The organism is Cohnella caldifontis, assembly GCF_029360585.1.
Classification (GTDB): Bacteria; Bacillota; Bacilli; order Paenibacillales; family Paenibacillaceae; genus Cohnella; species Cohnella caldifontis.
Window position 1 is genome coordinate 1 of the sequence record NZ_JAQZSJ010000003.1, and the last position, 24,385, is coordinate 24,385.

Consider the following 24,385-nt stretch of genomic DNA (forward strand, 5'->3'; position numbering starts at 1 on the left):
CGGCTTATCTCTTCGCGATGAGGGCGTATAAAAAGCGGGCATGAAAAACAGACATCATATGATTACGTCAACGATAACGATATTCGTCAAAAAGCCGCGATGTTTTCGCGGCTTTGCCCTTTGTCGGGGATCCGGCAGGGGAGCGGCTAGTTGCGGCTTGCGCTGGATTCCATCGCCTTTTGCGTTCCGATATACGGTTCCGATTCTTGGTCCATTACTTGCTCCCCCAAACATCCACTCTCTCCCGTAATCCTTCTACGATTTCTTTCGGGATCTCCCTGACCTTGATATTTCCGCCCAAGAAAAGCAGCCAATTGGTCATTTCGGCCAATTCATCCGGATGACGAACGTGGATGAAAGTCTTTAAAATAGCCGTCGTTTGAAAAGGATTCGTGTATGAAATCGTGATTTTTAATGGATGGTACTTTTTGAACTGGGCAATCGCCTTGGGACCCAGTTCGAGGATGAGGTTGACGGCTTCTTCCTGCTTGCTTAGTTGTTCCGCAATCTTCATCTTGCTGATTCTTTTTTTCTCCGGATATGGTTTGACATCGGTTAGATTGTCGACGGGAATAATCCGCCTCTTTTCCTCCTCCAGGTCGAAGCCTTCGATTTGCCAAGAGCTTTTTTCGCGATATAGGTGCATGAGATAGATGGAATAAGACCTGATTTCCCTTCCTTCTTCGACGGAAACCGCTAAGTATCTGTCCTTCAGAAGGATTTGGATGAGTTGCTCCAGCATCGGATGGGGCAGGTCCGATAGATCAAGCAGGTCGGGATTGTGGGGGTTGGTACCCTCGAAAAGCAAGATTTGATTTAACAGGACCAGGTCGTCTTGCTGGGTTTCGGAGATGAGGCCGAGCAATTTTTCCGCTAAAGAGTGGCGGCTCTTGAGATAGGGGAGTTGTAAATTTCGCGTGGCCATGAAGGCGATGAAAAGAGCTTTAATCTCATTATCGGTAAAACGGACAGTGGGCAGGACGGAGTTGTTCATCACGAAATAGCCCCCGTCCCTCCCGACTTCGGCGACCAGAGGCATGCCCATCGCTTCGATTTCCCTGATATCGCGAATCGCCGTGGAACGGGAGACGTTAAACTCCTGCATGATTTCCGAAATGGTAAAATGGGCGCGGTTGTTGATGTACCGCATGATGACGTTGATCCGCTCTACTTTTTTCATCGGGACCTCTAAACAGTATCATTTTTTGACATGATTTATCGTTATTATAAACCCATCAAGCGGAAAAACAAATGATGGAGGAATGGAAATGAGTACGATTGTCGGAAATGAAAAGATCGCGAAGGTAGAATCCCGCCCGACTGGAAGGATGGCCGCTTATTGGACCGTCACCCTGTTTCTCGCATTCTCTCTGGCATTAAGCGGGATCGGGCAATTGATGCGATATGGGGGCAATGTCGATTTAGTGACCGATATCGGTTTCCCGTTGTATGTCACGAACATTCTCGGAACTTGGAAATTGCTTGGAATCATTGCGATCGTAATGCCGGGTTTTCCCCGTCTTAAGGAATGGGCCTATAGCGGTATCTTTTTCCTCATGACGGGTGCGGCCTTATCCCATGGGTTCGCTCATGATTACGGCGAGTATGGATTCCATGTGATTCTTCCGCTTTTCTATGCCGCGCTTGGCATCGCCTCCTGGGCGCTGCGTCCGAAAAGCCGCAGACTTTAGCGGATCGTGATTTTTTATCGGCCCTATAAAAAGTATCACGTTTTGACATGATTTAAGGTTATGATAAACCCATCAAGCGGAAAACAAATCAACCGAACCATTCATAAAAAGGAGAGCTGAAATGATGGCAACGTATACCTTCGAGGAAAAAGACGGCTTTATCGTTCTTGGTATTGGAACGGAGCTGAAGAGCGATTACACGGATTATGCCGGCATGAACAAGGAGAAGGAAAACTTTTGGCGGGCAGTGGAGCAGGATGGAAGGCTTGACGCTTTAAAGGCTATCGCCGCGAACGACTATATCTTCGCCGTAAGCGAAGCGGTAAATCACAAGATGATGTATTATGCCGGCGTCATGACCGATTCTTCGATACCGGAAGAACACAGAGTGATTCAATTCCCTAAGGGACAATACCTCGTCGTGAAAGGCGAAGGGAAATCGGCTGATGAGTTGAGCAGCATGCTGACCGGCATTGCCTTCGGTCAAGTTTTGCCGGCAGCCGATGATTACGCCTATGTCGGCGGGCCCAATGCAACGGTTGAGATGGGGCAGAGAGACGGCTTCGTCTATGGGGAAATGTGGGTTCCGGTTGTGAAGAAGTAAACGAGATCGGGAGGGATGAGGATGTCTGCTATCGTCGATTTTAAAAACGTATCTACGGTCGGCCTGGAGTCTTCGCCAGTAGCGGAAGCGCTAGCCGGGATGCGTGCGAATGAAGCCCGATACTTCATGAACAAATACGATCATGAATTTACGGTCGTACCAGCCAGCGAAAGCCGGGAGACCCTGGATTATGTGAACCGGGTTTTGAAAGAAGAACGCGGGATTGAGTTTGCGGCCAAACCCTTAGAAACTTCGCGTTTTCAAGTGGAAAATATCAAAATGGCTTACGTCTTCTATGAGGATGGTCTTGCGGTCAACGTCATGTATACGGTGGATGATCCTAAGAAGCGGGCCGTCGGATTCAAGCTATCCGAGGGGATGGAAGTACCTAAGGAGTTGGAAGAGAAGAAGTTCAAATTCGCCAAACAGAAGTCCAAACTGGCCGGGACGATTCGGGGTTCGTTCTTCGTCATTAAAGGAGAATATTGAAGCAATCAACGCCCCTTAGGATGGATCGGCTAAAGCAAGGCACCCGTTTGGGTGTCTTTTATTTTGCGGTAAAAAAACTTGCGATTATATTTTATCCGGAGTAAAACCGGCGAGTGATTTCGCATTCTCCAAGGGTCGAGTACGACCGTGCCGTACATTCCTTGATTTTCTTCAAGACAAGAGGGTATCGTATGATTGCGGCAATTGTTGATTTCCAAAAGCCGGACTTTCCTATTCGCAAAAGACCGAAGCGGTCTGGAAGCTGATCGAAGAAAGAAGGAGATACTATAGATAAACGAGAACGAGTAGAAAAAGTTTTATTATATGGTGTTTTCATCTGTTACGCACTTTTGTTAATTAAAATATTTTTCTTATCGAGAGTTTCGATTTTGGAGTTGTTTAATAGCCAAAGGGCTATAAATAGGTCATTTAATCTCATCCCTTTTCATAGCATAAGTGAATACATTTCGGGCAACACGGCTAACTTAAAAAGATTCGCTTCTGCTAATGTGGTTGGGAATATACTTGTTTTCATTCCCCTTGGCGTATATTTGTCATTATTTAAGAGTAAGAGTAGATCAATGATGAATCTATTGTTTTTGTTTATGGTGAGTTTATTTATTGAAATTATTCAGGGGCTGTTAGGCATTGGGGCAGCGGATATTGATGATATCATCCTAAATGCTTTAGGTGGATGGATAGGTATTTTAGTGTATAAGTCTTTACTGTTCATATTACGAGATGTGAAAAGAGTACAAACTGCAATCGCAGGATTATCTGTGCTTATAGGATTACCTGTCATCTATTATTACTTGTTCATGATAAAAATGAGATTCTGATTATCGATATTGGCGCCTGCAGGATATGGAAAAACAACATTGGTGAGCAGGTGGGCGGCCAATTGCGACAAAGCCTGTCGTTTGGTCGGAAATAAGTCTGGGTTTCATCAGCAGGGGGGTCTTTGACCTTACCCTGCTTTTTGTTTTGCCGGCGTTCCCCATCGGTTACGGCGTACGCTCATTTTCCTTCTTCAGTTTGTTCATCTCAGCTAGTGTCATCTCATTGCATTGCTTGATAAAGCCAAGAATCAACTGCAGTTCCTGATCGGTATATTGCGAGAGGATCCGAAGCGTCGATTGCATGACGGATTGGAACAGGGGCGAAATTTGGGCCGAGCTCTCCGGCACGGGCTTGACGACTACGCGTCTTCGATCGTTCGGGTCCTTATCCCTAACGACGTACCCTGCTTGTTCCAACCGATCGATGACACTCGTAACGGCCCCGGTTGTAAGGCCGGTTAGTTGCGCCAATTGTCCGGCCGTTACGGGGCCTGTGCGATTTAAGTAATCCAGGCATTTGTGATCGGTGGCATTCAGCCCTAAATGTTCGGAAATGAATTGGTGAAACATGACGGCGCGCGCGCTGTTTTGACGCAGTTCATGCAGTACATTTTGCTGCAATGCAGAAAGTTCGGCGGAAGGAAAAACATCCCTTGACATTCCCATACCTCCACGTTAACATAAAAGTATCTTAATGAATCAAGATAATAAATAAATCAAGAAAATTTATGGATTAAGATTTTGTTGCCCCGAGTATAACACAAGTAATTAGATTGGCCAAACAATTCGATCGTGAAAAAGGAGAGGGTCAACATGGAGACCAAGCATGCTCAGGATATTCAAGAGATCGAGGCGCTATTTCGGAATTTGAAATTCGCATGGGACAGCGGGGATGGAACCGCCTATGGTACTTGTTTTACGGAAGATGCCGACTATGTGACGTTTCAGGGAGAACATTTGCAGGGGAGAAAAGCGATAGCCGAAACCCATCAAGAACTGTGGAACGGTGTATTGAGAGGGTCGACGCTGGAGGGGGAGATCAAAAAAATCCGTTTCATTTCGCCGGAGACGGCGATCTTTCATGGACTCGGAGCCGTCAAATTAAGGTGGCAAAAAAGCGCCCCGAGCAAAAGGGACTCCATCAATACCAACATCGTCGTGAAACAGAATGGCAGATGGGTGATCGCAGCGTTTCAGAACGGCAGGATCTCCGGACCGAACCTGATGCAAAAAATATTCATGAAGCTAAGCAAATAGCGAAAACCGTCGGGGTAAGGGATACCGACCGGCATATCCTGGATGGATGATCGTTCCGCCCCTTCCGCCCTCATGGCGGAGGGGGTATTTGCCTTCCGTTCGCAAAATACCGAATGATGGTCCGGAGGATTCTCCAAGCTCCATGAAGAATGTCTAGCAGGAATACCATTCCATTGCAGAGCCCCTTATCAATTGCCGTTACAGGTTAGCGTGAAGATCCGAATCGCCAAGGAGGCGAGAAAGAGGGGGTTCCGCGGACTGCAGAACGACAAATTCGCCTCTATCGCAAAGCCGCACGAAGGCGGAAACGCATTCGGGATCGAAGTGGGTGCCGCTTCCCTCGACGATCACTTGCATGGCGCGTTCATGCGGCCAGGGCTCGCGGTAGGATCTCCGCGAGGTCAACGCGTCGTATACGTCCGCGATGGCCAGGATTCTGGCCAGCAGGGAAATCTCCGTTCCTTTCAGCTTGTCCGGATATCCCGTCCCGTCCCATTTTTCGTGATGATGCCGGATCACGGACAACTCTTCGGTCATGAAGCCGGTATATTTGCACATTTCGTAACCGATCGCGGGATGCTGCTCGATCACGACTCTCTCTTCCGCGGTTAACTTTCCCGGTTTGTTGAGGATCTCGCCGGGAACCCGTATTTTCCCGACGTCGTGAATGAGACCTCCCCGAGTCAGGGCTCGCAATCGCTCCGGATCGAGATTCATGGCCGTAGCCAGCTGCAATCCGTACATGGCTACGCGGTAATTGTGACCTGCCGTGTATTCGTCTTTGGTTTCCGTCGCGGCGATCAGATTTCGCATGCTGCTGGAGATGCCGATCCGGAGCGAGCCCAACGGTTGATAGGGAATCGCTTGCCGTGAGGTTTCGGTTATGGATAGGTTGGACCGATACTGGGCGATGATCCCGTACAACAGCATCAGGGCCGACACCGCGAGGATGAAATGATACAGCCACCAAGCCAATGTCCACATCATGGTCGTCACCATGACGCATTCCGTTATGGCTAGCAGAACGGAGCCGAATACGATAGCGGCATGCAACGGAAATTTGACTAACCGATATTGCTGATAATATCTCCCCGCCGCCCAAAGATACAGAAAGACCGTGAGAACCGCCATCACGATATTCAACGGCTCGAGATCGATGGGAATGAATTCGGAGATGCCGGGATCGAGAAGAGCCGCGATATTCATCAAGACGATAACGGTTACCCAACCGACGACGATGCTTCTCCGATGCTTCGAGACATAACGGATCAAGGGGTTGTCCGATGACAAGGTCGAAAGGAAAATCCACATCGCGCACGTCGTCATCGCGATTTGGGAAGCGACGCCCGCCAAATGGTATTGATCCGCGATAATGAACCCAGGAGTCGAAAGTCCGTGGATCAGAAAGAACCCGTTCAAGGATAAGATAGCCAATGCCAGCATGAGCACATTCATGTCCCGAAGCCGAATCCCCGTCCAGCCAACGGCAACGGCACTAACGGCGAGCGCCAAAAGCGTCGGCGTAATCACGTAAAAGTGGAACCGGGGGAGACTCCACAGGGTACTGTGTCCAGGGAACGTTAGCAGGTACTCGTAGCCAAGAAGAAGAACGACAGCCGTTATCGATATGGCGGCGACTAAAGCGCGAGGCGAACGTGGCATCGTCATCCCAGCCTCCCATAATCAGCTAGCATGGTACTCGAAAATTGAGGATTCGACATCACGCATGTCGAATCCTGCTAATCATTGACGAAAAGGAAAATTTACCCTTGACCCGGTACCATAGTCCGGGGTTTATCATCATGAAGGGAGGAGATGCGGGATGGAGGATGGGCTCACGATCGGTCAAGTGGCCAAAGCGGCGCACGTCAACCCGGAAACCGTCAAATATTACGAAAAATGCGAGCTGCTGCAGAAGCCGGTCAGAAGCGATTCGGGGTACCGGTTGTATTCGAAGTCCGTTGTCGAAGACATCCGGCTGATCAAGAGAGCGCAAGAGATCGGATTCACGTTGAACGAAATCAAGCAGCTTCTGGCGTTGATCAAGCAGGAGAGCTGCTTTCCGATGGAGGAGATGCAGGCGTTTGCGATGGCGAAGATCGCGGAAATCAACGTTAAGCTCGCCCGGCTCGCGAGCTTCAAATCGCTGCTGGAGCAAGCGGTCGAACGTCCTGCGTTTTCCGATCCTTCTCCCAAACCGAATTGCCCCGTGCTGAAAAAAATCAGGGAGGACGATGCGCCATGAGTATGATTGAAATTTTCAAAGACGGCAGCCCGCAAGCGGATGATCTCGAAGCCCGGGTCAGACAGCTGGCTTGCCCGCGATGCTCCATTCTCGTTTACGACGCCGGCAGTCCGGAATCCGAAGCGGCGCTGCAAGCCAAAGCGGCCGAATACGGAATCGATTCCTGGCCGGCGGTCACTTTGGACGGCAAGGCCGTGTCGCCGGAACAGCTCAAGAAAGGGGAAGTATCGGAAATCATCCGGAACTTGTTCCACAAATAGCCGCTGCCGGGTTAAGCGAAACATACCCTGCAGGAGGGTTTTTCCGGAAAATCCGGAGAGCGGAGGCAAATGAAGCATTTGGTTTCCCACTTATGCGCCCCTTTACGTCATAATAGAAGGAAGAAGAACAAGGGAGCGGCATCAGGTGGAGAGACAGAATAGCAACTATCGGTGGGTCGTGCTGGCATGCATTTTGCTGAACTATTTCCTGATCGTGATTCAACGGACGGCCCCGGGACTCATCTCGGATCGATTAATGGCGGACTTCCATGTAACGGCTGCGACGATCGGAGTCTTGGCCAGCATTCAATTTCTTGCTTATGCGGGACTACAGATTCCCGTGGGCATTCTATCCGACCGCTATGGCCCGAATGGATTCCTCATCGCGGGGACTATATTGAACGGATTGGGCACGCTGCTATACAGCTTGGCTCCCCATGAATCGATCCTGCTGATCGCACGGCTGCTCGTGGGGATCGGGGATTCGACGATCTGGATCAATATGCTGTTGATTCTGGGCAGGTGGTTCCGGGCGAAGGAATTCGTGAAACTGATCGGCCTGGCCGGGGTGATCGGCAGTCTCGGCTTCCTTGCCGCGACGGCTCCGTTCTCGAAGTGGATCGCGACGGCGGGCTGGCGAGTGCCCTTCCTCGTATCGGGGATCTTGTTGATCCTGTGCGGCGGATTGCTCTACTATGTCCTGGTATGGAATCCTAAACGGCGGCCGGTCGGGAATTCGGGGAATTTTCCGGCAATCGCACCGGACGCGAAGGTCAAGCAGGAGCGGGACAAGGTAACCGCCGTGCTGGGGCGGATTCTGGCCAATCGGCAAAGCTGGGCGGCATTCCTCTGCCATTTCGGCTTGGTCGGCACGTATGTCGGCTTCATTGGCTCGTGGGCGGTCCCGTACGGGATGCACGTGTACGGGATGTCCCGCTCGGGCGCGAGCGGGCTGGTCATGGCCGGCCTCATCGGAGCGCTGGTCGGCGGGCCGACGGCGACTTGGCTGGCTTCCCGTATCGGCTCGATGAAGCGTCTATACGCCGTCTTCCACGCCGTCGCCTTCCTGAGCTGGATGGCCATCTTCCTGTGGGACGGAAAGCCGCCCGTCGCCGCCGCGACGGCGTTGTTCGTGCTGATCGGATTAGGCAACGGTTCGAGCGCCTTGACCTTCGCGGTCGTGCGCGATTCGTTCGATATCCGGGAGGCGGGAGTCGCCTCGGGCTTCGCCAATACCGGCGGGTTCCTCAGCGCGATTCTGCTGCCGAGCCTGTTCGGCCGGGTGCTGGATCGCTTCGCGGGCTCCGGGACGATCGCCGGGTATCATCAGGGTTTTCTCATCCCGGCGGCATTCGCCCTGATCGGTTTGTTCGGCGCATGGCTGCTGCGGGAGAACATGGACAAGCCCGATCGGGCGGGCGGCCGTTGAGGAGTCATGCGAAAGGGGAAATCGGTCTGCATGCGATTGATCAAATCGGCAATCGTTTTTGGTATATGACGCCCGTATCGGATACCGACCGTCCCATCTTGGGGATGGTCGTCGGCGATAAGAAGACGCTCATGATCGATGCGGGCAACTCGGAAAAGCACGCCCGCCGTTTTCTGGACGAGCTGCGCAAAAGGAACGTCCCCGATCCCGATCTGGTCGTGCTGACCCATTGGCATTGGGATCATATTTTCGGTCTTTCCGCATTAACGGACACCGTATCCATTGCTTCCAAAGAAACGAAAAAGGAAGTGGAAAAATTACGGCCGCTTTCTTGGTCGGATGAGGCATTGGATACGCGGGTCGAAGAAGGAACGGAAATCGAGTTTTGCGCCAATGCCATCAAAAAAGAATTCGCCGACGATCGAAATATCACGATCTTGTTACCGGACGTAGGATTCGAAAACCGATTGGAGATCGATCTCGGAGGAGTGACCTGCCTGTTGCAGCAAGTAGGAGGGAGTCATGCCTCCGATTCCGTCGTGGCGTATTTGAAAGAAGAGAAGCTTCTGTTTTTGGGAGACTGCATGTATGCGGATATATATGCGGACCAAAGAAACTATAAAATCCATGAAACGATTCGGCTTCTCGATCAATTAGAGGCATTCGACGCGGAAACCTACATACTCTCCCATTGGAAACCGATCCCGAAAGAAGAATTCGATGCCGAAGTTACCATGCTGAGAACCGTTGCTGCCTTTACGGATTCTTTTAAAGGCAACAAACGAAAGATCATAGCGGAATATAAAAACGCCGTTGGCAGGGACCTTTCCGAAGACGAATTGCAAGTCATCGATGAATTCGTGAATGGGTATTCGTAATTTCGATTTTAATGTAAATTTTAACATATAAGGGCAGATGAGCCGCCTTTTCGGGTGGTTCTTCTGCCCTTATATGTTAAAATATCGGAATGTAAGATGAACCCGGAGGTGCAAATTTGAAAAAGCTACAACGTTTCACCGCCCTTTTGTCAGCGTTAATATTATCCCTCAGCATTGGACTCGCGAATGCGCATGCAGCCGGCGATCCGTTGATCACAAGGGGGCAACTGGCCGCCTTGATCAATGAGACGTTCCGGATTACGGGGGACGAGTCGAAATCGGCTTTTTCCGACGTACCCGCGAGCGACGCGAATGCCAAGGATATCGCGATCGCCGCAGCTGCCGGATATATGAAAGGGACCGGAGCGAATCGGTTCCAGCCGAATTCGAACGTTACCGGGCCGCAATTGGCCGTTATCGCTTGTCAAATCCTTTCCTGGAAAGGCATCGAGGCAAACGGCAGCGCCGCGGACATCCCGGCATGGGCCGCTCCGTATTATGCGGCGCTTGACGACTTCGGATTGCTTGACGATTTGGGGCTTCCTGCCGACTACGTCACCTACGAACAAGCGCAGCGATTTTTGGCGAAATTGTCTTACGTGGCGCAAGCAGCGGCCAATAATCCCTACGGGGCTAAGCAAGTCGGTTTGAAGGACGACTTCTACCTCTACACCAATCGGAAATACGTGGCCGATCCGGTGATCCATCCCGGTTATCCGATGGCGGGAACTTTCGTTGATGTCATGAAGAAAGTAGACGGCACCGGATCCGAAATCATGAAACAGCTGCTGCAGGACAAAGCTGCCGCGGCCAGCGGATCTCCGGAATGGAGAGCGGCCGAAATTTACGCGATGTATACCGATACGGCCGCGAGAGAGAAGGGCATGGATAAGCTTCGTCCTTATTTGGATGAATTGTATGCCGTGAAAGACGTTGCGGGTTTGAGAGCGATCGCCGAAAAGTATTCGGATCGGTTCAACTTCATCCCCTTTATCGGTTTTGCGCCGATTGAAGATACGTTGGGCGACCGAACGAAATACGCGGCGGCCTTCTTGGGAACGGGATTGGGTCTGGGCACGCCGCTGTATTATTCCGACGATGCGTCGATGGCGAACGTTCAGAAGGCATATCAGGAATACATTCAGCGGGTGTTAAGCTACAGCGGCGAGAAAGATCGGCTTCCCGATCGGGCAAAGGCGATATTCGAACTGGAGAAACGGCTTTCCGCCAAGGCGACGCCGCCGGAACAAATGCAAGATCCGAAAGCTTTGTTTAAGAAGTCCACATGGGAAGAAGTGAAGAAGGCAACGCCGAACTCCGGGCTGGCCGAAATGGCGATCCAGTTATACGGCTTGCCGGCCGACATGACGGTGTACTCTCCCGAGCATGAATATATCCGGTTCGCCGACAGCCTCATCACCGATCAAAACCTGCAGGCGATCAAAGATTTGCTGGCCGTAAGCGCGTTCCAGGAATACGCGGCCGCGTTTTCCGAATCCACGCAAAGCTTCGAGGACGATCTGGCCAAAGCGATGATGGGCATCGTACCCGAGAAGCTTCCGCTGGAAGAACGGGCGGCCGCCTTGGCGCAAAGCGTGGAACCGCAAGCGTTCGACAAAGTGTTCGTCGGCAAGTATTTTCCCGAGTCCAGCAAAATCGACGTAAAGGACATCGTCAGCGAGATCATCGCGAAATACGAAGTCCGGATCCAAGCCCTTGACTGGATGAGCGCCGATACGAAAGCCAAGGCCATCGAGAAGCTGAAAGACATGAACGTATACATCGGCTATCCCGACGAATGGAAACCGGCGCCTTCCTATACCTTCCCTAGCAAGGCAGACGGCGGCACCTTGATCGACGCGCTGATGAGCATGAACGCCGCCATGGATGCGGCAGCAAAAGAAGCGATGAAGAAGCCGTATTCCTTGGACATCTGGAGCATGCTGCCGGTCATGACGGTGAACGCGTTCTACAATCCTTCGACGAACAGCATCATTTTCCCGGCCGCGATCCTGCAAGCGCCTTTCTATGATCCGAAGGCGAGCCGGGAGCAGAACTTGGGCAGCATCGGGGCGATTATCGGCCACGAAATCTCCCATGCCTTCGACGTCAACGGCGCTCAATACGACAAAGACGGCAATCTGGTCAATTGGTGGACGGAGGCCGACTACGCCGAATTCCGGAAGCGTACGGCAAAATTGGCGGAAGAGCTGTCCGGCATCGAATTCGTTCCCGGAAATAAGGTCAACGGCGAGCTGACGCTGGCGGAAACGATAGCGGATTTAGGCGGCCTGTCGTGCGTCCTCGATATTGCGGACGACAACCCCGATGCGGACCTCTCCCAAGTGTTCGAGGGATTCTCGCGCGCGTTTGCGTCCTGGATGCCGGTAGAGCTGATCGTCGGGAATCTGCAGATCGATCCCCATGCGCCGAATAAAGTAAGGGTGAATTTCGTCCTGCAAATGCTCGACGAATTCTACGACGTGTATCACGTTACGGAAAAAGACGGGATGTACGTGTCGCCGGACCGGCGCATTTCCATCTGGTAAGGAACCGATCATCACAATGAAGGGGCACCCGCTAGGGTGCCCCTTATTTCTCATGAAACCGTTCGATCCTTATTCCGCTTCGATCGCTTTGACGGTTTCGCCTTCGACGAGTTCGGGTTTATAGAAGGTGGTCGCGGGCAGATCCCTTTTTCCTTGCAGCCGCTTGATGATCCAGTCCGCCGCGTCGCGTCCCATCCGTTCCTGCGGGTGCGTAAGCGTAGCGAGTTTCATATTCGCGCTTTTGGCGATATACGAATTGTCCTGGCCGATGATCGACAGTTCGTCCGGAATGGAGATTCCCATTCGTCTGCAAACTTGTATGAGTTCCAATCCGACCTCGTCGTTGTAGCATACGATCGCGGTTAATCCATCCGAATGATCGTGAAGAAATTTCTCCAAGTTCGCCGACAAATCGGGTTTCGTCGCCGTATCGAAAGAAAGCACATGCTCGGGATGGAACCTTAATTTGGCTTCCCCAAGCGCCTTGATGAACCCTTTCATTCGATACTTCCCCTGCAAGTCGTCCATTTTGGCGATAATGCCGATTCGGGTATGCCCTTTGGCAATCAGCTCGCCGGTTGCCAGATAGCTGGACAACACATCGTCCAGACAGAAGAAAGGGACATCCAATTCTTCATAGTAGGCATTGATCATGACGAAGGGGACCTCTTGCTCTTGAAACGACAAGTAGTAGGCGATATTGGGATTGTAAACGTTGCTTCTGGTGGGTTCGACGATCAGTCCGTCCACGCCGTAGGACAGCATCATTTCCAGCGCCTTTTTTTCTTGCGCGACATCATTGTTCGTACTGGCCAGCAGCAACGAATAGTTATCTTCGTTTAGTCGGCTTTCGATGCCGCGGATAATGGAAGGGAAGATATAGTCCGAGATATAGGTCGTGATGACGCCGATCGTTTTATTCGCCGGTTTGCCGTTCGATCTCGACCTGTACTGGCTGCTGACGTATGTTCCGGATCCCTTCTCGCTTCGGAGAAACCCTTCGTTCGATAACTCAAGAATCGCCGTACGGACAGTCTGCCGGCTGACATTGTAGATCTCCTGCAGGGCGGACTCCGTAGGGATTTGATCGCCCGCTTTGTACGTCCCCGACAAAATATCGCTTTTAATATCATCAATGATGATCTGGTACTTCGGCTTCACGCAGACCACTTCTTTCATCATCGTACAGGTTTAAAAGTTGTACGTACATTTTAGCATGAAGTTCGTCATTTGAAAATGTAACGTCATCTTTTGTCGGAAAATGGTGTCTTTAACTCGGCTGCAAATAAATTCAATGATTATTGAGGATCATTCTCGCCTCTATTATGTATGTATAAATAACAGTACATATTGACATATGTACGTACAAAAAATATACTCGAGTTGTCGGTAGAGAAAGCGTCTTCTTTATGACTTGCAGTTCTCGGAAAGGGGACTTTCGTGAACATGAATGATATGGAACGGAAAGACGCGATTGCCAAGGGTGACACCTCGCTGGGCATCGAATTCGGATCTACGCGGATTAAAGCGGTGCTGATCGATCGTCGCTTCCGGACGATCGCATCGGGGAGCTATGAATGGGAAAACAAGTTGAAGGACGGATACTGGACATACGATCAGAAGGATATTCTAACGGGTCTCCAGACCGCTTATCGAGAGTTGAAGCGGGACGTGGACAAGAAATACGGCGTCACGCTCCGGACCGTCGGTTCGATCGGCTTCTCCGCCATGATGCACGGTTATATGGCATTCGACCGCAAGGGCGAACTGCTGGTGCCGTTTCGTACCTGGCGCAACTCCACGACCGGCGCCGCCGCGAGGAAACTGACGGAGTCGTTCCGGTTCAATATCCCTGAGCGCTGGAGCATCGCCCATTTATATCAGGCCATATTGAACGAAGAAGAACATGTGCCGCACATTGATTACGTGACGACGCTGTCCGGATACATCCACTGGCTGTTGACCGGCCGTAAAGCGATCGGGATCGGAGATGCATCCGGCATGTTCCCGATCGATGAAGCCGCCCGTAACTACCATCCGTCGATGGTTAAGCAATTCGATGAGCTCGTCGCGGGAAAAGGTTATCCATGGAAGCTGGAGGATCTCCTGCCCCAAGTGTACCTCTCCGGCCAGCAAGCCGGCGAACTGACGGCATCGGGGGCCGGCATCCTGGACCCCGAGGGGGATTTGCAGCCGGGCATTCCTCTCTGTCCTCCCGAAGGCGATGCCGGAACGGGCATGGTAGCGACGAACAGCGTGCGGAAGCGCACCGGCAACATTTCCGTCGGCACTTCCGTCTTCGCGATGATCGTATTGGAGAAAGAATTATCCAAGGTTTATCCCGAGATCGATATGGTCACGACGCCAAGCGGCAGCCCGGTCGCGATGGCGCATGCGAACAACTGCTCCAGCGATCTCAACGCGTGGATGGATTTGTTCCGCGAATTTGCCGATGCCATGGGTTATGGCGCGGACTCCGGAAAGCTGTTCAGCGTGTTGCTGAATAAGGCGTTGGAAGCCGATCCGGACGGCGGAGGCTTGCTCAGCTACGGTTATCTCTCGGGCGAGAACATTACGGGGCTCGAGCAAGGCCGGCCGTTATTCGTGCGTTCGCCTGAAAGCCAGTTCAATCTCGCGAACTTCATGCGTACGCACATCTTCGCGGCGTTCGGCGCTTTGAAGATCGGAATGGATATCCTGACCGAGAATGAACGGGTGGCCATCGACAGCATACTGGCTCACGGGGGCCTCTTTAAGACCCCTGTCGTCGGGCAGAGATTGCTGGCCGCCGCGCTGAACGTACCGGTGTCGGTCATGTCCACGGCCGGAGAAGGCGGAGCATGGGGAATGGCGCTTCTGGCCTCTTACCTGATCAACCAAGGCCCGGGAGAAAGCTTGGAAGATTTCCTTCAGCAGAAGGTGTTCCAAGATGTCGCGGGTGAAGAGATCGCTCCGGATGCAACGGACGTACAAGGATTTGAAGCATTCATCGAACGGTATCGGGCAGGGCTGGCCATCGAACGGGCTGCCGTGGACCATTTGCTGGAGAACGGGAGGGCTTAACGGTGTTGGAACGTCTGAAAGAAGAAGTGTATCAAGCGAATCTGGATCTCCCCAAACACGGACTCGTGAAATTCACATGGGGCAATGCAAGCGGAATCGATCGGGAAAGCGGCCTTTTCGTCATTAAACCGAGCGGAGTCAGCTACGAAACGTTGAAACCGAGCGATATGGTGGTGGTCGATCTCGACGGCAAGGTCGTTGAGGGGAATTTGAGACCGTCCTCCGATACCGCGACTCATGCCGTGTTATACAAGCACTATCCGCAGATCGGGGGCATCGTGCATACCCACTCGACCTGGGCCACGATCTGGGCGCAAGCCGGGCTTGACGTGCCGGTTATGGGAACGACGCATGCCGACACCTTCTACGGTACCGTCCCCTGCGCCCGTTTCCTGAACCAAGAAGAGATCGACCGGGGATACGAAGCCGAGACGGGCCGCGTCATCATCGAAACTTTCGAGCAACGGGGCTTGGACGTCATGGCCATTCCGGCTGTCCTGCTCCAAGGACACGCGCCTTTCACCTGGGGAAAAGACGTGAAATCGGCGGTCGTGAACAGCGTCGTGCTGGAAGAGGTTTGCAAGATGAATTTATACGCGCGTCAGTTGAATCATTTCGCGAAAGAATTGCCGCAAGGCATTCTGGATAAACACTATCTCCGCAAACACGGGAAAGACGCCTACTACGGGCAGAAGTAATGGAATGGTGAACGATATTTCATAATGGGAAAAGAGGATGATCGGGATGTCGGCAACAGCAACGAAACAGTTTTGGTTCGTCGTAGGGTCGCAGCATCTGTACGGGGAAGAAGCGCTTGCCGAAGTAAAAGCCCACGCGCAGAAGATGACGGATGCTTTGAATAACAGCGGCCTGCTTCCTTATCCGCTCGTCCTGCAGGATCTGGCCGTCAGCGCGGATAAGATCACCAGCATCATGAAAGAGATCAACTATCGCGACGAGGTCGCAGGCGTTATGACTTGGATGCATACGTTCTCGCCCGCGAAAATGTGGATCCGCGGCACGAAATTGCTGCAGAAGCCGCTGCTTCATTTGGCGACCCAATACAATGAAAGCATTCCTTGGGCGACGATCGACATGGACTTCATGAACCTGAACCAAGCCGCTCACGGCGATCGCGAATACGGGTTCATCAATGCCCGCCTGAAGAAACGGAATAAGATCGTCGTCGGCTACTGGGAGCGTCCGGAAGTACAGAAGCAGATCGCGGAATGGATGGACGTTGCGGTTGCCTATAACGAAAGCTTCAACATCAAGGTCGCCCGTTTCGGCGATAATATGCGCAATGTCGGCGTAACGGAAGGCGACAAGGTAGAGGCGCAAATCCAGTTCGGATGGACCGTGGACTATTACGGGATCGGGGACCTTGTCCAATACGTGAATGCCGTCACGGAGAAGGAAATCGACGAGCTGATGGCCCAATATGCGGAGCTCTACGATTTCGATTACGGCAATTATAGCAAAGAAGCTTGGGAAGCCAGCGTGAGAATCCAGGCCAGCTATGAGGTCGCCTTGAAGCGTTTCTTGGACGAGAGAGGATATAACGCGTTCACCTCGAACTTCGAAGATTTGCACGGCATGAGGCAGCTTCCGGGCCTTGCCGTGCAGCGTCTGATGGCGCAAGGTTACGGTTTCGCCGGCGAGGGAGACTGGAAGACGGCCGCGCTTGACCGCTTGATGAAGGTCATGAGCCGGAACCAAAACACGGGCTTCATGGAGGACTATACGTACGAGCTCGCGGTGGGTCAGGAAGCCATTCTTCAATCCCACATGCTCGAGGTGGATCCGAGCTTAGCCGCCAACCGTCCGAGAATCGTCGTTTCCCCGCTCGGAATCGGCGACCGCGAAGATCCGGCGCGTCTCGTATTCGACGGCAAAGCCGGCGAAGGCGTCGTCGTCTCCATGGCGGACTTCGGCACCCACTACAAGCTGTTGATCAACGAGGTTACCGCGTTCGAGCCGACGGTTCCCGCTCCGAAGCTTCCCGTGGCTCGCGTACTGTGGAAAGTGAAGCCGAACTTCCAGGACGGGGTGAAAGCCTGGATCGAGAACGGCGGCGGCCACCATACGGTCGTTTCCTTGAACCTGACGACGGATCAGATCGTGACTTACGCGAAATTGGTCAACTTGGAATACGTCGTCATTAAGTAATCGGGCACGTCGTAGCTTCCATAAAAAACATTAAAAACCGTTTCATTCGTAAAGCGTTCCCTTTACGAAGAAACGGTTTTTATGTTTTCGGGAATAGGTATTCACCTATGTTTTATGGGGTGTGTATCTTATTGCAGCAGCCATTTCGTTCGATGGGGGAATCGGCATGGGGTATTTCGTCACCGTGGAGCCGGGCGTAAATTTATACGTGGAAGATATCAATCCCAAGGGCGGCAAGACGATCGTGTTTTTGCACGGTTGGCCGTTAAGCCATGAACAATTCGAGTACCAATTCGATACTCTTCCCGCAAAGGGGTACCGATGTATCGGCATCGACTGGAGAGGCTTCGGAAAGTCGGATAAACCTTTCCACGGTTACCATTTTGACCGTCTGGCCGACGATATCCGGATGGTCATTGACGCGCTTCAACTGAACGACTTCGTGCTTGCGGGGCATTCCACGGGCGGAGCCATCGCGATTCGCTACATAGCCAGGCATCATGGATACGGAGTATCCAGACTGGTCCTCATCGACGCCGCGGCTCCTGCCGGTTTTACGAAAGAAACGGCCGACCGATTGCTTTCCGAAGCGCTTAACGATCGGCCCAAGATGATGCAAGAAGTCATGGATACCTTTTTCTTTCGATATATCACCCGTCCTTTCGCGGACTGGTTTATGCAGTTGGGACTTCAGGCGGCGGGCCGGTCAACCGCGGCGATCATCGTCATGCTAAGAGACGAGAGGCTGGACGCCGATTTGCCCCGAATCGGAGTGCCGACCTTGATCGTTCACGGCGTTCATGACAAGGTGATCCCTTTTGCGCAAGCACGGGAAATGAATCGCCAAATCCGGAATTCGCAGCTTGTCCCGTTTCATTACAGCGGTCACGGCGCATTCTGGGAAGAGCGCGATAAGTTTAATCCGCTCCTGACGCGATTTATCGAATGATCATCCTAGGGCCGTCCTGTAGAGGATGGCCCTATAAATTTGCAGGTGGACAGACGATTCGGATGGTTTGGGAGATGTATGGGAATAATGTAACCGGTATTTGCCGGTTCCGAGTCCTACTTCATGAGGATGATGGCGATGTCCCTCGCGGTTCTTGCCTTCATGGCATGGTTGGTCATGATCGTATTCGCGATGATCCCCAAAGGGTTAACGCTTAAAGAAATGATCTTTCTGTATTTCGTGATCGCGGTCCTGACGATTACCCTATTCACCGTAATGGACGTCAATTTGCACTGGGTTCCGCTCACTCGACAAGTGGAAGGCTCCTTTGCCATGTACATTTGCCGATTTATCTTCATCCCTCTTCTGGTTCTCATGGCAACATGCGTGCTCCTCTCGAACTTGAGAGCAAGATGGCGAGGGGCATCGTTGGCGCTCATCCTGTCGGCTTTGTGCGCAGCAGACCGGATCTATTTGCGGCTTGAACTTATCGAGTACGTAAGATGGAATGAATTCTATTCCGTTCTCATGTACGGGGCGTTTATCGTCCTCATCTGGGGGATTGCCCGTTGGTACGCAGGGCTGGATAAGGAGGCCTCCAGCACATCTTGAACGCAATCCGTTTCGACCATCATTTCAATTTGAACGAGTGGTTTATCGTCGCGGCCCTCTTCGTCGGAACCTTAATGGTGTTGTGGCTGCCACGACGGTTTCCTAAAAAGACAACGGGCGTGTACCTCATGTGCGGCATGTTTTGGGGGTTCTTTTTCGATCATACGTTGAGCGTGTTTCCGGTTAGTTATTATGTCATTAACGATGCCCCACGCTTTGAAGTGATGGACTTTTTTCCCACGTCATATATGCACCCTACAGCTATCTTTTCTTTTATCTATATGACTTTTTCAACATCAAACCGGCTTCTTCGCCGTTGTACGTTTTAGCGTGGGCGTTGATGAGCTGCGGATTCGAGCGATTGTGCGTGGCTCTAGGGATTTTTCATTACCAGCATGGATATAATACCTTTTATTCTTTTGTGATATATTTATTGGTAATCAGCATTTGGGCGCTTCTCTATGGCGTCATTCGGATTCATGGAGACAAACGTTTTTAGTTTCTTTTCGGAGAAAGGATGATGGGGAATGGAGATTTCTTTCAAGGAAAAGGCCGTATCGTTTTTGCAAATGGCGGCTTCGGGGAAAGTGCGTGAAGCATACCGATATTACATAGGTGACGGACTCATCGTCGAACTCTGGGATTTAGGTCAGTCCATACCGGAGAGTTCCGTCAACGAGAATGGGATGTTTTGACGATCTTCGCTCGCCAACACCGGCATGTTAACGGCTGGTGTTTTTTATTTTGATCCCGGAAAAATCGATTCCCGGCAAAGTTCCCGGAAGCCCGGGAAACCGACCCTTGCGCGCGGGATATCGGGGGTTCTACGATGAAGCGTAGGAGAGCCGATCATCGGCAAACCGTTAGGGGAGGGATGCACGTCTGAACAATCATTACGACGTCATCATTGTCGGGGCCCGGGTCGCCGGCTCGCCGCTTGCCTGCAAGTTGGCACAGGCGGGATATGAGGTTCTGCTGGCGGATAAGAGCACGTTTCCGAGCGATGTTTTATCGACGCATAATTTTTTCGGCAACTCCTTGGCGATGCTGCGGGAAATGGGCGTTTTGGATCGACTGCTGCAAACGGATACTCCTCTTTACAAGCGAGCGGTCGTTCAGTTCGAGGATGCCGTCATCGACGGGGAATTTCCCGAAGTGGACGGAGAGACGGAATGCTTGTGCATGAGGCGAGTTCATCTGGATCGTCTTTTGTTCGAACATGCGTCGGTTCAAGCTCGCGTGACCTCGATCGAAGGGTTCCGCGTCACGGATGTCATCCGGGAGGGCAACGCGGTCATCGGGATCGAAGGCGTTCGCCGGGACGGAGAGAAGGGGCGGTTTACGTCCCGGCTCGTGGTCGGCGCGGACGGACGCAACTCGACCTTGCGGCAGCGGGCGAACAGTGCGCGAATCCTGGCCGTGCCGACGGATTTCGCTTCCTATGTCGGCTACTTCTCGGGTTATGAGCAGAGCGGCGACCTTCATGCTGAGCTGTATAAAATCAAAGACAAAATCGGCATCGTGTTTCCGACCAGCGACAACCTGTACGTCGTGGGCGTGATGTTTCCGCTGGACGATCAAGATTGGAGCCGCCGCTTCTCCCTCTCTCCCGAAGCCGCGATGCGCGACCTGATCGACAGCGGGTTCGCGGGTTCCCCGTTGCCGGATCGGCTGCGCAAAGCCAGGCTAGAAGGCAAAGTGCGAGGGCTGCGCGGCTACGACAACGATTGGTATCAAGGGATGGGAGAAGGATGGGCGCTCGTCGGCGATGCTTTTTCGTTCAAAGATCCGGCCGTCGGGCAAGGCATGCAGGACGCGCTGTATAGCGCGTATCTATTGACCGACGTCCTATCCCGATACGACGACTGGGGAGCCCATTGGGAGGAAATGGCCCAGACGTATCAGAGCTTGATGGAAGCGAAAATGATGTCCCGGTTTCATATGGCCTGCCAGTTTACGAAGAATGTTCCGTTTACGCCGGAGCAGAGAGCGGTGAACCGGCTGATCGCCGCTCATCCCGAAGCCGCCCGGTCTTTTCTCGGCATCTACAATCATGCGAATGAGCCATCGGATTTCGAGCGGTTGATCGGGAGCTTGCTGGCGATGAACGAATCCGGTTGAGAGGAGGAGACGAAGGATGAACGGAAAATCGAATGGCCGCAAGCGGTGGACCTGGTTGGCCATCGCGGCGATGGTGGCGGCAGGTTTGCTGTGGACCGCTGCCCACCCGAATGACGGCCGAATGGAAGAAGCGCGCCGGATCATCGTGTACAGTACGACAAGCTAAACAAGAGGGCCATCCGTCAAGGATGGCTCTTTTCGACCGATCAGAATTTATAACTTTTCGGGTGAAGTCATGCTCCATCCCTTTCTGAGAGCGACCGACGCCGGCTGCCCATTCGCTGAGGCGGTAAGGTTAACGGACACAGCGGACGTTATGTGGGTCGCTCCTCGGCAAAGCGCATTTTAACGGACAGAGTTGCGCTTATTGGGGGAAAAGCCCCGCGTATAACCATAACAGGTTACGGATAAGGGCCGCTGTGTCCGTTACGTTTTGAAAATGAGGGAATTTGATCCAATAGCGGCTGCGGTGTCCGTTAGAATCGGAACCCGTGACGGGGAGGAGGGGCAACAGATGATTAAGCCTGCCGCGCAAACTTAACCCCCGTCCCTCTGGACAAACGGGTCCCAATGGTCATGTTCATTCGATTACAGGATTGAGGATGTTCGTGGGAAAATTGCTGAGGAGTGACTGCAGAGGCACGAAACAAAGGACCGTCAGGGACGAATTTCTCCCTGACGGTTTTCTTATTGCCGCAAGGAAACTGACACCGGCTGAATGCCGGTGCCGGCAGGTGATTCTAAGCCAGACGCGTCTTGAAATCCTGATAGCCGAATTCACGCACCACGCGGCAATCGCCGTCTTTGCTTCTGACGGCAATCGCCGGCAGCGGCATGCCGTTAAACGTGTTGGTCTTCACCATGGAATAAATGGCCATATCCCCGAACACCAGCCGGTCGCCGCTCTTTAAAGGTTGATCGAAGGAATAATCCCCGATCACGTCCCCGGTCAGGCAGGTCGAGCCCGCAAGCCGATAGGTATACGGCTTCTCCCCGGGCTCGCCGGACTCCGCAAGCGGGGGACGGTACGGCATCTCCAGCACGTCCGGCATATGGCAAGTCGCCGAGGTGTCCAGAATCGCGATGTCGATTCCGTTCTTATGAAGATCCAGCACGGATGCGACTAAGTATCCTGCGTTCAGCGCAACGGCTTCCCCCGGCTCCAAATACACCTCAAGACCATATCGATCCTGCATTCTCTTAATGCAAGCTTCGAGGGTATCGAGATCGTAATCGGCTCTCGTGATATGGTGACCGCCGCCGAAGTTGATCCATTCCATCTGCGGCAGCCACTCGCCGAACTTGGCTTCGACCGCCTGCAGCGTGGTCTCCAAGTCGTCGGAATTTTGCTGGCAGAGGGTATGGAAGTGCAGTCCGGATACGCCATCCAGCAAGTCCGGGCGGAAATCTTCCCGTTTGACGCCGAATCTGGATCCGGGCGAACACGGGTCATAGATCTCATGTCCGACTTGAGTCGAGCATTCCGGGTTGATGCGCAAGCCGACCTTGCGGCCGGCCCGCAGCGCTCGGTCTTTGAACTTCTCCAGCTGCGAGAAGGAATTGAAGATGATGTGATCGCAGATCGAGATGATCTCATCGATCTCGTCTTCCCGGTAGGCAGGGGCAAAGACGTGATTTTCTTTGCCCATCTGTTCGTAGCCGAGCCGGGCTTCGAATAAGCCGCTCGCGGTCGTGCCGCTTAAGTATTCTCCGATGAGGGGATACAGGGTTGTCATGGAGAATGCCTTCTGGGCCAGAACGATCTTGGCTCCCGTCCGCCGCATGACGCCGTTTAGGATCTTCAGATTGTTCTCGATGAGGGCCTCATCGACGACGAAACAAGGCGTTGGCAATTGGTCAAACCGCATCTTATCGAACCAGCGCCGGTTGTTTGGGAGGGCTCAGCGATTCCTCACCGTCGTCAACGAGTACAGGATTAAAGTCTTCTACCCACGGAAGTCCCCACTTATTCAACTCTTCCATGAACGGATCCGGATCGAACTCTTCCACGTTGTATACGCCCGGCTTGTTCCACTTGCCCGTCAGAATCATAGCCGCTCCGATCATGGCCGGAACGCCGGTCGTATAGGAAATCGCTTGAGAGCCGACTTCCTTGTAGCATTCTTGGTGATCGCAAACGTTATAAACGTAGTACTTCACGTCTTTGCCGTCTTTTTTCCCCTGGAAAATGCAACCGATGTTGGTTTTGCCGACGGTGCGCGGCCCCAACGACGCCGGATCCGGCAGTACGGCCTTCAAGAACTGGAGGGGAATGATCTGCTTGCCTTCGAATTCGATCGGCTCGATCGAAGTCATTCCGACGTTCTCCAGCGCCTTGAGGTGGGTCAGGTAGCTTTGGCCGAAGGTCATGAAGAAGCGGATCCGCTTCAGCCCGGGAATATTGACCGCAAGGGACTCCAGCTCTTCATGGTAAAGCAAGTACATGTCCTTCTCGCCGACGTCGGCGAAGTTATAGACGCGTTTGATTTCCATGGGCTTGGTTTCGATCCATTCGCCGTTCTCCCAATATCTCCCGTTGGCGGAAACTTCGCGGATATTGATCTCCGGGTTGAAGTTCGTGGCGAACGGATAGCCGTGATCCCCGCCGTTGCAGTCCAGAATGTCGATATACTCGATCTCGTCGAAGTAATGCTTGAGCGCGTAAGCCGAAAATACGCCCGTTACGCCCGGGTCGAAGCCGCTGCCCAGAAGCGCGGTAATGCCGGCTTTCTCGAACCGCTCGCGGTATTCCCATTGCCATTTGTACTCGAATTTGGCGGTATCCTCAGGCTCATAATTGGCGGTATCCAAATAGTGGGTTTTGGTGGCCAGGCAGGCGTCCATAATGGTCAGATCCTGGTACGGCAGCGCCAAGTTCATGACGATGTCCGGTTTGACCTTCTCGATTAACGCGATGAGTTCGTCCACGTTATTGGCATCCACTTGCGCCGTCGTGATTTTCGTCTTGCCGCCGTCAAGTTTCGCCTTTAACGCATCGCATTTGGACTTGGTGCGGCTGGCGATGCAAATTTCCTCGAATACCTCGCTGTTTTGCACGCATTTGTGAATGGCAACCGATGCCACTCCGCCGCAACCGATGATCAGTGCTTTTCCCATTTCCCGATCTCCCTTACCGCATGAATGTTTGAAATGCCTTTCTGAACAAACCGCTTTTTTTACGCACAAAAAAACAAGTGAACAAAACGCATCATCGCGTAACACACTTGTTT

General features: G+C 52.6%; 25 protein-coding genes. 19 read left to right on the top strand and 6 right to left on the bottom strand.

What is annotated here, in order from left to right; translation table 11 throughout:
• Positions 1-214: 214 nt before the first annotated feature.
• Positions 215-1,180, bottom strand: coding sequence for a helix-turn-helix transcriptional regulator (locus PTZ19_RS05735; protein ID WP_276352959.1), 966 nt, complete (start codon positions 1,178-1,180; stop codon positions 215-217).
• 88 nt (positions 1,181-1,268) lie between these two features.
• On the opposite strand from PTZ19_RS05735, the gene PTZ19_RS05740 reads away from it, so the two are divergent.
• From PTZ19_RS05740 to PTZ19_RS05755, 4 genes are all read left to right on the top strand, one after another.
• The gene (locus PTZ19_RS05740) at positions 1,269-1,691 is read left to right on the top strand and encodes a DoxX family protein (RefSeq protein ID WP_276352960.1); all 423 of its coding nucleotides are present in this window, start codon (positions 1,269-1,271) and stop codon (positions 1,689-1,691) included.
• A gap of 124 nt (positions 1,692-1,815) precedes the next feature.
• Positions 1,816-2,295: a GyrI-like domain-containing protein gene (locus PTZ19_RS05745; protein WP_276353678.1), complete on the top strand. Its 480-nt coding sequence runs from the start codon at positions 1,816-1,818 to the stop codon at positions 2,293-2,295.
• 21 nt (positions 2,296-2,316) lie between these two features.
• Positions 2,317-2,784, top strand: a complete 468-nt coding sequence (locus PTZ19_RS05750) for a phage tail protein (protein WP_276352961.1) — start codon at positions 2,317-2,319, stop codon at positions 2,782-2,784.
• Positions 2,785-3,119: 335 nt separating this feature from the next.
• Entirely contained in the window at positions 3,120-3,623 is a 504-nt protein-coding gene (locus tag PTZ19_RS05755) for a VanZ family protein (RefSeq protein ID WP_276353679.1), read from the top strand.
• A 165-nt stretch (positions 3,624-3,788) separates the two neighbouring features.
• Here the strand turns inward: PTZ19_RS05755 and PTZ19_RS05760 are convergent, their stop codons facing one another.
• On the bottom strand, positions 3,789-4,283 hold the full coding sequence (locus tag PTZ19_RS05760; RefSeq protein ID WP_276352962.1) for a MarR family transcriptional regulator: 495 nt from the start codon (positions 4,281-4,283) through the stop codon (positions 3,789-3,791).
• 153 nt (positions 4,284-4,436) lie between these two features.
• Here PTZ19_RS05760 and PTZ19_RS05765 point away from each other — a divergent pair, with 153 nt between their 5' ends.
• Positions 4,437-4,880, top strand: coding sequence for an SgcJ/EcaC family oxidoreductase (locus tag PTZ19_RS05765; protein ID WP_276352965.1), 444 nt, complete (start codon positions 4,437-4,439; stop codon positions 4,878-4,880).
• Between the two features lie 198 nt (positions 4,881-5,078).
• Here PTZ19_RS05765 and PTZ19_RS05770 read toward each other — a convergent pair whose 3' ends face one another.
• Positions 5,079-6,542: an HD-GYP domain-containing protein gene (locus PTZ19_RS05770; RefSeq protein ID WP_276352966.1), complete on the bottom strand. Its 1,464-nt coding sequence runs from the start codon at positions 6,540-6,542 to the stop codon at positions 5,079-5,081.
• Between the two features lie 160 nt (positions 6,543-6,702).
• Here PTZ19_RS05770 and PTZ19_RS05775 point away from each other — a divergent pair, with 160 nt between their 5' ends.
• From PTZ19_RS05775 to PTZ19_RS05795, 5 genes are all read left to right on the top strand, one after another.
• On the top strand, positions 6,703-7,125 hold the full coding sequence (locus tag PTZ19_RS05775; protein WP_276352968.1) for a MerR family transcriptional regulator: 423 nt from the start codon (positions 6,703-6,705) through the stop codon (positions 7,123-7,125).
• Positions 7,122-7,385: a hypothetical protein gene (locus PTZ19_RS05780; protein ID WP_276352970.1), complete on the top strand. Its 264-nt coding sequence runs from the start codon at positions 7,122-7,124 to the stop codon at positions 7,383-7,385. Before PTZ19_RS05775 ends, PTZ19_RS05780 begins: the two co-directional genes overlap by 4 nt.
• Positions 7,386-7,530: 145 nt before the next feature.
• Positions 7,531-8,814 (top strand): MFS transporter, encoded by a 1,284-nt coding sequence (locus PTZ19_RS05785; protein ID WP_276352971.1) that lies wholly within the window; start codon positions 7,531-7,533, stop codon positions 8,812-8,814.
• 26 nt (positions 8,815-8,840) lie between these two features.
• Positions 8,841-9,692 (top strand): MBL fold metallo-hydrolase, encoded by an 852-nt coding sequence (locus PTZ19_RS05790; protein ID WP_276353680.1) that lies wholly within the window; start codon positions 8,841-8,843, stop codon positions 9,690-9,692.
• Between the two features lie 236 nt (positions 9,693-9,928).
• Positions 9,929-12,241: a M13-type metalloendopeptidase gene (locus tag PTZ19_RS05795; protein ID WP_276352972.1), complete on the top strand. Its 2,313-nt coding sequence runs from the start codon at positions 9,929-9,931 to the stop codon at positions 12,239-12,241.
• Positions 12,242-12,310: 69 nt separating this feature from the next.
• Here PTZ19_RS05795 and PTZ19_RS05800 read toward each other — a convergent pair whose 3' ends face one another.
• Positions 12,311-13,402 (bottom strand): GntR family transcriptional regulator, encoded by a 1,092-nt coding sequence (locus tag PTZ19_RS05800; RefSeq protein ID WP_276352974.1) that lies wholly within the window; start codon positions 13,400-13,402, stop codon positions 12,311-12,313.
• A gap of 285 nt (positions 13,403-13,687) precedes the next feature.
• On the opposite strand from PTZ19_RS05800, the gene PTZ19_RS05805 reads away from it, so the two are divergent.
• The 9 genes from PTZ19_RS05805 (at position 13,688) to PTZ19_RS05845 (ending at position 21,321) form a co-directional block, all read left to right on the top strand.
• The gene (locus tag PTZ19_RS05805) at positions 13,688-15,304 is read left to right on the top strand and encodes a xylulokinase (RefSeq protein WP_276352975.1); all 1,617 of its coding nucleotides are present in this window, start codon (positions 13,688-13,690) and stop codon (positions 15,302-15,304) included.
• Between the two features lie 2 nt (positions 15,305-15,306).
• Positions 15,307-16,002 (top strand): L-ribulose-5-phosphate 4-epimerase, encoded by a 696-nt coding sequence (locus tag PTZ19_RS05810; protein WP_276352977.1) that lies wholly within the window; start codon positions 15,307-15,309, stop codon positions 16,000-16,002.
• Between the two features lie 46 nt (positions 16,003-16,048).
• On the top strand, positions 16,049-17,473 hold the full coding sequence (gene araA / locus PTZ19_RS05815) for an L-arabinose isomerase (protein ID WP_276352980.1): 1,425 nt from the start codon (positions 16,049-16,051) through the stop codon (positions 17,471-17,473).
• A 166-nt stretch (positions 17,474-17,639) separates the two neighbouring features.
• Positions 17,640-18,422: an alpha/beta fold hydrolase gene (locus tag PTZ19_RS05820; RefSeq protein ID WP_276352982.1), complete on the top strand. Its 783-nt coding sequence runs from the start codon at positions 17,640-17,642 to the stop codon at positions 18,420-18,422.
• A 138-nt stretch (positions 18,423-18,560) separates the two neighbouring features.
• Entirely contained in the window at positions 18,561-19,034 is a 474-nt protein-coding gene (locus PTZ19_RS05825) for a hypothetical protein (RefSeq protein ID WP_276352983.1), read from the top strand.
• Entirely contained in the window at positions 19,031-19,363 is a 333-nt protein-coding gene (locus PTZ19_RS05830; RefSeq protein ID WP_276352985.1) for a hypothetical protein, read from the top strand. The genes PTZ19_RS05825 and PTZ19_RS05830 overlap by 4 nt, the downstream gene beginning before the upstream one ends.
• Positions 19,364-19,561: 198 nt before the next feature.
• Positions 19,562-19,729, top strand: a complete 168-nt coding sequence (locus PTZ19_RS05835) for a hypothetical protein (RefSeq protein WP_276352987.1) — start codon at positions 19,562-19,564, stop codon at positions 19,727-19,729.
• A gap of 211 nt (positions 19,730-19,940) precedes the next feature.
• Positions 19,941-21,155, top strand: a complete 1,215-nt coding sequence (locus PTZ19_RS05840; RefSeq protein WP_276353681.1) for an NAD(P)/FAD-dependent oxidoreductase — start codon at positions 19,941-19,943, stop codon at positions 21,153-21,155.
• A gap of 16 nt (positions 21,156-21,171) precedes the next feature.
• Positions 21,172-21,321 carry a hypothetical protein gene (locus PTZ19_RS05845; protein WP_276352989.1) on the top strand — a complete coding sequence of 50 codons (150 nt, stop codon included), beginning with the start codon at positions 21,172-21,174 and terminating at the stop codon, positions 21,319-21,321.
• Positions 21,322-21,895: 574 nt separating this feature from the next.
• Here the strand turns inward: PTZ19_RS05845 and nspC are convergent.
• Positions 21,896-23,023, bottom strand: a complete 1,128-nt coding sequence (gene nspC / locus PTZ19_RS05850; protein WP_276352991.1) for a carboxynorspermidine decarboxylase — start codon at positions 23,021-23,023, stop codon at positions 21,896-21,898.
• A gap of 1 nt (position 23,024) precedes the next feature.
• On the bottom strand, positions 23,025-24,272 hold the full coding sequence (locus PTZ19_RS05855; protein WP_276352994.1) for a saccharopine dehydrogenase family protein: 1,248 nt from the start codon (positions 24,270-24,272) through the stop codon (positions 23,025-23,027).
• Positions 24,273-24,385: the final 113 nt, after the last annotated feature.